Source organism: Streptomyces phaeochromogenes (genome assembly GCF_001418655.1).
GTDB classification, from domain to species: Bacteria; Actinomycetota; Actinomycetes; order Streptomycetales; family Streptomycetaceae; genus Streptomyces; species Streptomyces phaeochromogenes.
Window position 1 is genome coordinate 30,564 of record NZ_LIQZ01000038.1, and the last position, 11,923, is coordinate 42,486.

At 72.1% G+C, this 11,923-nt stretch carries 12 protein-coding genes; 2 read left to right on the top strand and 10 right to left on the bottom strand.

Annotation, left to right across the window (positions count from 1 at the left end; translation table 11 throughout):
* Positions 1-41: 41 nt before the first annotated feature.
* Both AOK17_RS05945 and AOK17_RS05950 read left to right on the top strand, forming a co-directional pair.
* Positions 42-398 (top strand): DUF779 domain-containing protein, encoded by a 357-nt coding sequence (locus AOK17_RS05945; protein ID WP_372505305.1) that lies wholly within the window; start codon positions 42-44, stop codon positions 396-398.
* Positions 399-480: 82 nt separating this feature from the next.
* Complete coding sequence (locus tag AOK17_RS05950; protein WP_079052819.1) at positions 481-1,725, top strand: phosphodiester glycosidase family protein; 1,245 nt, start codon at positions 481-483, stop codon at positions 1,723-1,725.
* A gap of 27 nt (positions 1,726-1,752) precedes the next feature.
* Here AOK17_RS05950 and AOK17_RS05955 read toward each other — a convergent pair whose 3' ends face one another.
* From AOK17_RS05955 to AOK17_RS06000, 10 genes are all read right to left on the bottom strand, one after another.
* Complete coding sequence (locus AOK17_RS05955) at positions 1,753-1,947, bottom strand: hypothetical protein (RefSeq protein WP_055611237.1); 195 nt, start codon at positions 1,945-1,947, stop codon at positions 1,753-1,755.
* Between the two features lie 181 nt (positions 1,948-2,128).
* On the bottom strand, positions 2,129-2,989 hold the full coding sequence (locus tag AOK17_RS05960; protein WP_055611238.1) for a phosphatidylinositol-specific phospholipase C/glycerophosphodiester phosphodiesterase family protein: 861 nt from the start codon (positions 2,987-2,989) through the stop codon (positions 2,129-2,131).
* Between the two features lie 133 nt (positions 2,990-3,122).
* A complete protein-coding gene (locus tag AOK17_RS05965; protein ID WP_055611239.1) occupies positions 3,123-3,773 on the bottom strand; it encodes an ABC transporter ATP-binding protein in 651 nt (216 codons plus the stop codon).
* Positions 3,774-3,808: 35 nt separating this feature from the next.
* Positions 3,809-4,720: an ABC transporter ATP-binding protein gene (locus AOK17_RS05970; protein WP_055611256.1), complete on the bottom strand. Its 912-nt coding sequence runs from the start codon at positions 4,718-4,720 to the stop codon at positions 3,809-3,811.
* Positions 4,721-4,779: 59 nt separating this feature from the next.
* Positions 4,780-5,715, bottom strand: coding sequence for an ABC transporter permease (locus AOK17_RS05975; RefSeq protein WP_079052820.1), 936 nt, complete (start codon positions 5,713-5,715; stop codon positions 4,780-4,782).
* On the bottom strand, positions 5,708-6,673 hold the full coding sequence (locus tag AOK17_RS05980; protein WP_055611241.1) for an ABC transporter permease: 966 nt from the start codon (positions 6,671-6,673) through the stop codon (positions 5,708-5,710). Before AOK17_RS05980 ends, AOK17_RS05975 begins: the two co-directional genes overlap by 8 nt.
* 20 nt (positions 6,674-6,693) lie before the next feature.
* Complete coding sequence (locus AOK17_RS05985; RefSeq protein ID WP_055611242.1) at positions 6,694-8,277, bottom strand: ABC transporter substrate-binding protein; 1,584 nt, start codon at positions 8,275-8,277, stop codon at positions 6,694-6,696.
* 148 nt (positions 8,278-8,425) lie between these two features.
* Positions 8,426-9,526 (bottom strand): acyl-CoA dehydrogenase family protein, encoded by a 1,101-nt coding sequence (locus AOK17_RS05990; RefSeq protein WP_055611243.1) that lies wholly within the window; start codon positions 9,524-9,526, stop codon positions 8,426-8,428.
* On the bottom strand, positions 9,523-10,731 hold the full coding sequence (locus AOK17_RS05995) for an acyl-CoA dehydrogenase family protein (RefSeq protein ID WP_055611244.1): 1,209 nt from the start codon (positions 10,729-10,731) through the stop codon (positions 9,523-9,525). The genes AOK17_RS05990 and AOK17_RS05995 overlap by 4 nt, the downstream gene beginning before the upstream one ends.
* Complete coding sequence (locus AOK17_RS06000; protein ID WP_055611245.1) at positions 10,728-11,705, bottom strand: NADPH:quinone oxidoreductase family protein; 978 nt, start codon at positions 11,703-11,705, stop codon at positions 10,728-10,730. The genes AOK17_RS05995 and AOK17_RS06000 overlap by 4 nt, the downstream gene beginning before the upstream one ends.
* Between the last annotated feature and the right edge of the window lie 218 nt (positions 11,706-11,923).

An 11,923-nucleotide genomic window follows, 5' to 3' on the forward strand; every position in this document is an offset into this window, starting at 1 on the left:
GGTCCGGTACGCCTCGAAGCGATGAGGAGTGATGCACGGTGATCCCATCCGCCCCGCGCGTGGAGCTGACACCCGCCGCCGCCGAGCTGCTGCGCCGACTGCGGGCCACCCACGGTCCGCTGATGTTCCATCAGTCCGGCGGCTGCTGCGACGGCAGCGCGCCCATGTGCTACCCGGAGGGCGAGTTCCGGACGGGCGACTCCGATGTGCTGCTCGCCTCGCTGGCCGTCGAGGGCGTGGACGAGCCGGTGACGTTCTGGATGTCGCGGAGCCAGTACGAGGTGTGGAGCCACACCCGGCTGATCGTCGACGTGGTGGAGGGGAGGGGCAGCGGTTTCTCGCTGGAGGCACCCGAAGGGGTGCGTTTCCTGACCCGTTCGCGTCTCGTCGGCACGTAGTCGTCGTCACGCCACCTGCTCTGTGGTGAACTCCCTTGTGTCCTGGGCCATTTGAGGAGACAGCGGAGAGAGCAGGGGCAGCGTGAGACGACGCACCGGACGACTCAGAACCGCACTGACGGTTGTAGCGGCATGGAGCGCACTGGCCGGTGCCGCCCTCGCGGGGGCGGCACCGGCCAGTGGCGCGCCGGACGGCGGCCCGCCGGGTTTCCACCGGCTCGCACCCGGCGTGCGCTACACCGAGTTCGACATTCCGGCCTCCAAAGGTGTGGCGCACGCCCATGTGCTCAGCGTCGATCTCCGCAATCCGCGGGTGAGTGTCGACCTGCTGCACCCCGGCGCGGTGGCGGCACGGGCTCCCGTGTCCCGGCTGGCCGACGCCCAGGGTGCCGTCGCGGGCGTCAACGGCGACTTCTTCAACATCACCGAGACCCAGCATCCGGGGGTCGAGGCGACCGGCGCGTCCGTCGGTCCGGCGATCGCGGGCGGGCGCACGCTCAAGGCGGCGGTCCCCGACGGCCAGCGGTTCGGCCCCGCCCTGCCGCCCGGCACGAGCACCCGGGACGTACTCGGCGTGGGCACGGACCATCGGGCCCGCCTCGACAGCCTCGCCCTCGACGGTTCGGTCGCCACCGCCGATACGCGGCTGCCCCTCGGCGGGCTCAACCAGTACGCGCTGCCGGTCGGCTCCGTCGGCGCGTTCACCTCGGACTGGGGCACCGTCTCGCGGGTGCGGGCCACCTGCGGGACGGACACCGACCGGGCCGCGCCCTGCAGCACGGACACCCATGAGGTGACCGTGCAGGACGGCCGGGTCGTGTCATCGGCCGACACACCCGGCAACGGACCCATCGCTTCCGGCACCACTGTCCTGGTCGGCCGGGAGGCGGGCGCCCAGCAGCTGCGGAAGCTGTCGCTGGGTGAGCGGGTCGTGGTGCGGCACCGGCTGGTGGCTGCCGCGTCGAGGATCCCGTACCGGTTCGTGATCGGCGGCTATCCGGTCCTCAGGGGCGGCCAACCGCTCGCGGGTCTCGACACCACGACCGCGGCGGTACGGACCGCCGCGGGCATCTCGGACGGCGGCAGTCGGCTCCTGCTGCTCGCGCTGGACGGGGCCCCCGAGTTCCGCACCGGACTCACCATCGCGGAAGTCGCCGACACCATGCGGGAGTTGGGTTCCGTGGACGCCTTCAGCCTCGACGGCGGCGGCTCGACCACGCTGGCGGCCCGGGAGCCGGGCTCGACGACGGCGACCGTGCGCAACCATCCCAGCGGCGGGGCGGAGAGGCCGGTGCCCAACGGGATCGGCGTGTTCTCGCGGTCGTGATCCGCGCGCCCCACCGCTGCCGCGGGCTCACGGCCTGAGGCTGCTGACGACGTCGGCGGTCGCCGTGAGCCCGTTGTGGATGGTCGGCGCCATGCTCGTGCTCGCGAGATAGAACCCGAGCAGCACACAGACCACGGCGTGCGAGAGCTTCAGCGCGCCGTTGCGGAGGAACACCACCGCAAGGATCAAGAGCAACAGGACCACAGAGATGGAAATGGCCATCGTCAACCTCCTCCGCCACGTCCACACCGCGGCTTTCGGCCGCAAGTGTGGCGTAGCGGGGGGTTCGTCCGGGCGGCTGACGTGTCCGCCGAACGTGTGTTGACTGCGCGTGAAAGCGCTGGGCTGGGCCCGTCGGTTCGTGATCGCTGGGCCAGGCCCGCTCGTGGGCCTGGTTGTGGACCTACTTGTGGGCGTCCAGGAACGCTTCGAGGCCCGCGAGGTCGTCGGTGTTGAAGTAGTCGGCGTCGGCGGCGAGGAGTTCGCCCCAGACCGCGTCACGGGCGGGGCCCGCCAGATCGGGGGTGGCCCAGAAGCGGACCTTCTGCCTTCGGGAGTGCGCCGCCGCGATGATGCCGCGCAGCTTCTGGCGCTCCACCTCGGGGAACGTGCCGACGCCCTGCCAGGTGAAGTTGAGCGTCCAGTTGTCGCTGATCAGCGGCATGAAGGAGGCCGGGGCCGGGACGGGGGCCAGCATGTCGAGGAGGCGGCCGTCGTAGAAGGCCCGCCGCACGGTCTGGGCCTCCATCGGAACACGGGCCGCGCGGTCGCCGGAGATCACGGCGGTCACCGCGCCGGGGAAGACCCGCCCGTGCGCGTACGTCGTGAACAGGTGCCGGTAGCGGCGCAGTTGGCGGTCGAGCTCCAGGTACGTGGACGCGCCCTCGGTCTTGATGTCGATGAGCAGCTGGAGCGGCTTGCGCTGCCCCCGGTACACCGAGCCGCGGTTGGCCTTCACTCGGGCGGCGAGGGGGGCGAGGTAGAGGGATTCCAGCGTTCGGGTCGGGTCGAGTTCGACCGGGTCGTGGGCGACCAGCAGTTGCTTCCCGACGAGGAAGATGTCCGCCTCGACGCTCCCGAAGCGGTGGTCGAGCGCGTCGAGGAGGGGACGGGTGTGGAGGTAGTCGTTGTGTGCGTGGGCGCGCCAGAGCGGGCGCGGCCGGTGCCCGCCCTCGGTCGCCTGCGCGTACGCGGGCACGGAGACGCTGCCCGCCACCGCGGCGGCGAGGGTGGTGAGGGCTCTGCGACGGGTGGTGAGGGCCATGTCTGCCTCCCTGAGATGCCGTATGGGCCTCAGCGAGTATCGGTCCTGGCAAGGGTCAAGGAGCAGGGCCGTGCGGGGAGTTGGCCGGACTGCCGTTGTGCGTTCACTTCGCCCGACCGCCTCCGGAGGACGTTCACACCGAGGCCAACTCGGCCCACCCGACCGTCCGGTCGCACCACCGCTCCAGCAGGACCCGGTCGTGCCCGACGGCCAGCAGTCCGGCCCCGCTCTCCCGCCGGTAGGTCTCCACGACGCCGACCAGCGCGGCCGTGGTCGAGGCGTCGAGCATCGCCGTCATCTCGTCGCAGACGAGCCAGCGAGGCCGCAGGGCGAGGGCCCGCGCGAGACAGGCCCGTTGCAGCTGGCCGTCGCTGACCTCGTGGGGCCTGCGGGCCAGCAGGTCCGCTCCGAGCCCCACGGTTTCGGCCAACTCCCGTACGCCGTCCGCTGTTTGCCCGGTGGCCCGGAGCGGCTCGGCGATCAGGTCCGCGAGCCGCAGCCGGGGGTCCGCCGAGAGGCGTGGCTGCTGGAAGACGACCCCGAAGGCGGTGCGCTGGGAGCGCGGCGCGCGATGGCGCCAGCCGCGGGCCGGCTCGCCGTCGATGACGACCTCGCCGGAGTCGGGCCGGTGCAGCAGCGCGGCGACCCGGGCCAGCGTGGACTTGCCGCAGCCGCTGGGCCCCTGGAGCCCCACGGCCTCCCCGGCACTCACGGTCAGTGAGACCCCGCGGACGACGGGGGCGCGCCGGTCGTACCCGGCCGTGACGGACCGCAGCTCAAGCACGCGCCACCTCCCGACAACGCATGTGCCCCTCCTGGTCACGCACGCGCCACCTCCGCCTCATCCATGTGACCCACGTGATGGCAGGCCACGCCCGCCACGAACTCCGGCAGGACCCGGCACGCCTCGCTCACCCGTCCGCACCGCGCGGCGAAAGCGCACCCGTCCGGGAGCGCGCCGAGTTCCGGCGGCATGCCCGGGATCGGGGTGAACTCCCGCTCTGGGAGGGCGTCGAGCAGACCGCGTGCGTACGGATGCCGCGGCCCGGGTGCACCAAAGAAGGCGGACGCGTCGGCGATCTCCACCACGCGCCCTGCGTACATCACGGCGACCCGGTCGGCGATCCGCTCGGCCGCCGCCAGGTCGTGGGTGATCAGCAGCAGGGCGCGGTGGTCCCCGGTGTGACGGCGGAGTTCGTCGACCGTCCGCTCGACGAGGTCGCGGTCGAGCCCGGTGGTCGGCTCGTCGGCGAGCAGCAGGGGCGCGTCTCCGACGAGGGCGAGCGCGGTGGCGGCCCGTTGGGCGAGGCCGCCGGACAACTCGTGCGGGTAGCGGTCGAGATGGTCCAGGGGGAACGCGGCCCGCTCCGCGGCGGCGGCCACCGCGCCCTCTCCGGGAGCCTCCGTCAACTCCCGTACGACCTCGGCAAGTTGGGACCGTACCGTCCGCACCGGCGTGAGGTGCGCCGCGGGACTCTGCGGTACGAGTCCGACGCGCCGCCCGCGGACCTCCCGGGCGAGCACACGCTCGTCGGCGGCCAGCAGATCGAGCCCTTCGCCGCCGAGCAGCGCCGAACCCGCCACCGAGGCGTTGCCCGGCAGCAGGCCCAGCAGCGCGGAGGCGAGCACTGACTTGCCGCAGCCGCTCTCGCCGACGAGGGCCAGGCACTCCCCCGCCGCGAGGTCGAAGGAGACGTCCGTGACGGCCCGTACGTACGCCCGGTCGCGCATCCGGAAACGCACGGAGAGCCCCCGTACCGACAGGACGTTCGCGCCATCGGCTTCCGGTGTCACAGCATCAGCTCCGATCGGCTTCGCGGGTTGAGCCGTTCGCGCCAGGCGCCCGCAAGCCCCGCGATGGCCAGGGTGGCGGCGACGGCGCACAGCCCCGGGAAAAGCGTGGGCCACCAGTCCCCGGCGAGCAGCGAGCCGCGCGCGCTCTGCACCAGCGTGCCGAGGCTGGCCTGATGGGTGGGCAGCCCCAACCCGAGGAAGGACAGGGCGGATTCGTGCCAGACGGCGTGCGGCACCATGAGGACGGCGGCGAGTCCGGCCTGGGGCAGTACGCCGGGCAGCAGATGCCGTACCGCCACCCGGTAGCGCGAGGCGCCGCCCGAGATCGCGGCGTCGACGTACGGGCGGGAGCGCAGGGAAAGGATCTCCGCGCGGACGATCCGGGCCGTCGAAAGCCAGTGGGTGAGCGCCACCGAGACGACGACCGGCCACACCCCGGGCCGGAACATGGCGACGATGAAGATGCCGAGGAGCAGGTGCGGCACGGACGCGAACACGTCCACGAGCCGCATCACCAGCCGGTCGACCCACCCTCCGAACGCGCCCGCGACCGCGCCGACGGCCGTACCGACCACGGTGGACACCACGGCCGCCACCACACCGACCAGCAGCGAGACCCGCAGCCCGTAGACACAGCGCAGCAGCAGGTCCCGGCCCACGTCGTCGGTCCCGAACGGGTGGGCCAGGGAGGGTGGTTGGAGCTTGGCGGCCAGGTCCACGGCCTGCTGGTCGAGCTGGACGAGGGGCGGCACGAGGAGCACGGCCAGCACGATCACGGCCACGACGGCAGCTGAGCCGCGCACCCGCCACACGCGCGTGGAACGCCGTACGACCGCCCGCGTGCGCCACGCCGTAGCCGTCTCGGCGGCCTCAGTCACCCCTATAGCCCCCTTGGCCCCGGTCGTCCCAGTCGCCTTGGTCGTCTCAGCCATCGAAGCCCACCCTCGGGTCCACGAGCCCGTACAGCAGGTCCGCGAGGAGGTTCCCGACCAGCACGGCGATCGTGGCGAGCACGGTCAGTGCGGCCAGCAGCGGGAAGTCGACTGCGGTGGCGGCCTCGACGGTCGCCGCGGCGATGCCGGGCCAGCTGAAGACGGTCTCCACGAGCAGTGCGCCGGTGATGAGTTCGGGCACGCGCGAGCCGATGAGCGTGAGCACCGGAAGCATTCCTGAGCGCAGGGCATGCCCCAACAGGACGGTGCGCTCGGCGAGTCCACGTGCGCGGGCGCCCCGGACGGGGTCCTCCTGGAGTGCGTCGCCGACCCCCTGTCTGACGTACAGCACGAACCAGGGCAGCTGCGAGAGGGCCAACACGCTTGCGGGCAGCACGAGATGGCGTACGACCTGGTCGGCCGTGACGACCGTGCTGCCGGTGTCCGTCAGGCCGCCCGCGGGCAGCACACCCAGTTTCAGGGCGAAGAACCACATCACGAGCAGGCCCAGCCAGAACGGCGGCGCGGCCTCCAGGGTGTACGCGAGCGAGGTGACGGCACGGTCGGTCCAGCCGCCCGGTCGGCGCGCGGCGAGGACGCCGAGGGCGCCGCCCAGCAGGACCGCGACGAGGAAGGCAGCGGAGGCCAGCAGCACGGACCAGCCGACGCGTTCGGCGATCACGTCGGCGACCGGCTGCCGCAGGGCGCTGGAGTCGCCGAGGTCGCCCCGCACGGCGGACGTCAGCCAGTTCCACCACCGGGTGACGAGCGGCTCGTCGGCGCCGAGGTTGGCGCGCAGCTGGTCGAGGGTGTCCTGCGAGGCGCTGAGTCCGGCCGTGCCCGCGTACGCCTTGACGGGGTCGAACGGCGAGGCCGCGGCGATCGCGAAGACCCCGAACGTGACGATCCCGAGGACGGGGACGGCGAACAGGGCCCGCCGTCCCGCCAGCCGCGCCATGGGACCCCACGGCGGACGGCTCACGGCCGCCAGTCCTCGACGTTCCACCACGGGCCGGCCGCAAGACCGTGGTCGTGCGGCTCGACCTGCGTGGACAGGTCGCCGAAGCGGTCGTCGACCACGTAGAGGTGGTCGATGTGGGTCAGGAAGGTGTAGCCGGGGTTCTTCACCAGCTCGCGCTGCACGGTGTCGTAGGCGGCCTTGCGCTCGGCCCGGTCGCCGCTCTCGCGGCCGGCCTTCAGGGCGCGGTCGACGGTGGCGTTGTCGTACCAGCCCATGTTGTTGAAGCCGTCGCCCGCGAGGTCCGACCTGAGGAGCGGGTACTGGTCGAAGTCGGGGTCGGCCGGTGAGCCGCCGCCCGCGAGCACCGCGTCCTTGGGCATGCGCGGCTCGATGACCTCCCAGGTGCCCGCCTGCACCTCGACCTCGACGCCGATCTTCTTGGCGTCGGAGGCGTACGCGAGGGCGTGGTCCTGGCGGAGCTTGTCGCCGGAGACGTACCAGAGCGGGAAGCTCGCGCGGACGCCGTCCTTCACACGGATCCCGTCTCTGCCCGGCTTCCAGCCGGCCGCGTCGAGGACCTTCCGTGCCTTCTTCGGGTCGTACGTCCGCTCGGTGCCCTCGGTGAACCACTCGCTGTCCGTCGGGACGGGTCCGTAGGCCACCTTGCCGGCGCCTTCGAGGATTCCGTCGACCATGGCCTGCCGGTCGACCGCGATGTCGAGGGCGCGGCGCACTGCGGTGTTCCCGGTGACCTTGTTGCCGGTCGGCAGGGTGACCGTGCGGTAGTCGAAGCTCTTGGCCGCGTACGTCTTCTGGCCCGAGCCCCGGAAGGCCTTGGCGAGGTTCGGCGGGAGGATCGCGCCGTCGAGGTCGCCGGAGCGCAGCCGGGTGGCGCGTACGTCGTCGTCCTTGATGATCGCCATGGTGAAGCGCTCGATCTTCGGAGTGCCGCCCCAGTAGCCGGAGTTGGCCTCCAGGACGAGCTGCTCGCCCTTGGACCACTTGGTCAGCTTGTAGGGGCCGGTACCGACGGGCTCGGTCCCGAACGAGCCCGTGTTGACGTCCTGGCCACCGGCCATGTGCTCGGGCGCGATGGGCAGCACCGTGCGCTCCGCGAAGGGCGCGTAGGGGTACTTGAGCCGGAAGACGACCGTGTCGTCGCCCTTCGCCTCGACGCTCTCGATCGCGTCGAGCTCGCCCTTGGAGGCGTTGTTGGTCTTCTCGTCGAGGATCGTCTCGTAGGTGAAGACGACGTCCTTCGCGGTGAACGGCTCTCCGTCGCTGAACTTCACGCCCTCGCGCAACGCGTAGGTGTACGTGCGGCCATCGTCGCTCACCTCGGGCAGCGCGGCGGCGAGTGCGGGCTTCAGCTTCAGGTCGGCGTCGTGGGTAAGCAGCCCGTCGAAGATCTTGGAGTTGCCGTCCTTGCCGAAGCCGAGGAGCGGGCTGAGGGTCTCCGGTTCGTAGGCGATGCCGACGACGGCCGAGGTCGCCGCGTCCCCGCTCCCTCCCTCGCTGGGCGCCGAACACGCGGAGGCGACGGTCGCCAGAGCGGCGGCCGTCGCCAGGGTGCCCATGCCTCGTATCGATCGGGCCCTCATGCCGCCCCCACCCCTAATGAACATCAACAGTTATTGCGAACAGTTCGCAATTATGCATGATGGGGGAGTTGGGTAAAGCGAAGGCCCGCTCCTGTCCGGGGGGTCGGAGCGGGCCTTCGTGCCACGGGCGGGCGGGAATAACGCGAGATCAGGGGGCCTGGAGGTCCACCAGACCGGCCAGTGCCTCGCGGTGGGCGCCCGCGGTGCCGTACGCGATCGAGTCGGCCTTGGCGCGCTTCAGGTAGAGGTGGGCCGGGTGCTCCCACGTCATGCCGATACCGCCGTGCAGCTGGACCGCCTCTTCGGCGGCGTGCACCGCGACGGGTGCGGCGTAGGCCTGGGCTACGGCGACCGCCACATCGGCGTCCGTGCTCCCGGTGGCCAGCGCGTCGGCGGCGTTGCGGGCCGCGGCGCGCGTGCCCACGACCTCCTGCCACAGCGCGGCGAGCCGGTGCTTGAGCGCCTGGAAGCCGCCGACCGGGCGGTTGAACTGCTTGCGCTCCTTGAGATAGCGGACCGTCTCCGTCAAGCACCAGTCGGCGAGGCCGAGTTGCTCGGAGACGAGCAGCCCGGCTCCGGCGCGCAGGGCACGCCGTACGGCCGGTGTGGCATCCGGGGTGAGGAGGCGCGCCGGGGCCCCGTCGAAGGTGACCTTGGCGACCGGCCGGGTCAGGTCGAGGGAGACCTGCGGGGTGACCGTGACGCCGTCGGCACCGGCGTCCACGGCGTACAGACCGCCGTCCTCCGCCGGCACGAGCAGCACGTCCGCGGCGACCGCGTCCGCGATGCCGGTCAACTCCCCGCGCAGAGTGCCGTTTTCGTGGCGTACGGACTTGTAGGGCGCCCCGGGCCCGGCGGACAGCGCCACCGCGAGTGCGCCGATGGTACGGCCGGACGCGAGGGCGGTGAGCAGTTCGGCGGCCTCGTCGGACCCGCACGCGAGCAGCGCCTCGGTCGCGACGACGGCACTCGTCAGATACGGGACGGGGGCGACCGCGCGGCCCAACTCCTCCACGACGACGGCGACTTCGCGGTGCGTGGCACCCTGGCCGCCCAGCGCCTCGGGGACGAGGAGGCCCGCGAGGCCCATGCCGTCCGAGAGGGCCTTCCACAACTCGGGGTCGTGCGGGCGGTCCGACTCCGTGCGGGCGATGACGCCCGGAGCGTCGCAGAGGTCCGTGAGGAGGTCGCGGACGGCGGCGCGCAGCGCCTCTTCCTCTTCCGAGTACAGCAGGTCGGGGGCGCTCATCGGGCGAGGTCCTTCCAGGCGACGTCCTTGTCGGTGCGCGGCTCGGAGGGCAGGCCCAGCACGCGTTCGGCGACGATGTTCAGCAGGACCTCGCTGGTCCCGCCCTCGATGCTGTTGCCCTTCGAGCGGAGATAGCGGTAGCCGGCGTCACGGCCGGTGAAGTCGACGAGTTCGGGACGGCGCATCGTCCAGTCCTCGTACAACAGGCCCTCCTCGCCGAGGAGTTCGACCTCCAGGCCGCTGATCTCCTGGTTGAGGCGGGCGAACGCGAGCTTCATGCCGGAGCCCTCGGGACCCGGCTGGCCCGCGACGAGCTGCTGGCGCAGGCGCTCGCCGGTGAGCCGCGCGACCTCGGCCTCCACCCACAGCGTGAGCAGCCGCTGGTGCAGGTCGTGGGTGCGCAGGTCGGGGCGCTCGCGCCAGGTCTTGGAGACCGGGCCGATCATGCCGCCCTCACGCGGGATGCGCATACCGCCGATGGAGACACGCTCGTTCATGAGCGTGGTCTGCGCGACCCGCCAGCCGTCGCCGACCTCACCGAGGCGGTGCGCGTCGGGGATGCGGACGTCGGTGAGGAACACCTCGTTGAACTCGGCCTCACCGGTGATCTGGCGCAGCGGCCGCACCTCGACACCCGGGTCGGTCATGTCGCAGATGAAGTACGTGATGCCGCGGTGCTTGGGCGCGTCCGGGTCGGTACGGGCGATCAGGATGGCCCAGCGGGCGAGATGGGCGCTGGACGTCCACACCTTCTGTCCGTTGACCACCCAGTCGTCGCCATCCCGCACCGCGCGGGTACCGAGCGCCGCCAGGTCGGAGCCCGCGCCCGGCTCGCTGAACAGCTGGCACCAGACCTCCTCGCCGACCCAAAGAGGCCTGAGGAAGCGGCTCTTCTGCTCCTCCGTGCCGAAGCCGAGGATCGTCGGCGCGGCCATACCGAGGCCGATGCCGATGCGCCGCGGGTCGTTGTCGGGCGCGCCCGCGGCCTCCAACTCGGCGTCCACGACGGCCTGGAGGGAACGCGGCGCACCGAGTCCGCCGAGGCCCACCGGGTAGTGCACCCAGGCGAGTCCGGCGTCGAATCGGGCCTTGAGGAAGTCCACCCGGTCGGTGCCCGCCACCGGGTGGGCGGCCAGCAACTCCTGGGTGCGGCTGCGCAGTTCGGCGGCGTCGGGCGTCGCACCCTTGCTCGCGGCGGCGCTCATCCGGCTGCTCCGTTCTCAAGCGCGGGCACCACGGCGACACGGCCGGTGGTGACACCGTCGGCGACCCGCTGCACCGCGGCGGCGGCCCCGCTCAGCGGTACGCGCTCGCTGACGAGCGGCTTGATCCCGCCCCGGGCGGCCAGCTCGGTCAGCTCCTCGTGGCAGCGCAGGACCAGCTTCGGGTCCTTGGTGTTGTAGAGGCCCCAGTGCAGGCCCAGGATCGAGTAGTTCTTCACCAGCGCGTGGTTGAGGCCCGGGCTCGGGATGCTGCCGCTCGCGAAGCCCACGACCACGATGCGGCCCTCGAAGGCCACGACCTTGGTGGACTGCGTGTAGGCGTCGCCACCGACCGGGTCGTAGATCACGTCGGCGCCCCGGCCTCCGGTGGCCTCCTTCACGGCGGCCACGACGTCCTCGGCACGCCGGTCCACGACCACGTCACAGCCCAGCTCTCGGGCGACGGCCGCCTTGTCGGCGCCGCCCACGACGCCGATGACCTTGGCGCCCGCGGCCTTTCCGAGCTGCACGGCCGCGCTGCCGACCCCTCCGGCGGCAGCGTGGACGAGCAGCGTCTCGCCGGCCTCCAGGCGGGCCCGCCGGTGCAGTCCGAACCAGCCCGTCTGGTAGCCGATGTGCAGCGCGGCGGCCTCGGCGTCGTCCAGCGCGGCGGGGGCGGGCAGGAGAGCGGCGCCGTCCGCGACGGCGTACTCGGCGAAGCCGCCGTACGGCAGCGCCGGGTTGGCGATGACGCGCCGCCCGTCCTCGGTCTCGCCGCAGATCTCCACGCCCGGCGTGAACGGCAGGGGCGGCCTGACCTGGTACTGCCCGCGGCACATCAGGGCGTCCGGGAAGTTGATGTTCGCGGCGCGCACCTTGAGCAGGACCTGGCCGTCACCGGGCGTGGGCCGCTCCACGTCCTCAAGCCGCATCACCTCGCTCGGCTCGCCGATCTCGTGCACTTGCCATGCCTGCATGCCGGGCCTCCACGGGACTGTGTCTGATTTGTTCGCACCTCAGGGGCGCCTCAGCCGGTATCGATTGCATACTAAGCGGTCGCTTGCCCATCAGGGAACAGTGGGCACCGGCCGTTGTCAGTCGTCTTCGCCACGCTTCTTCGGGCGCGCCCGTACGTGCATCCGCTCCCCCTGCCGCCCGAAGAAGCGTGGCGAAGACGACTGACAACGGCCGGTGC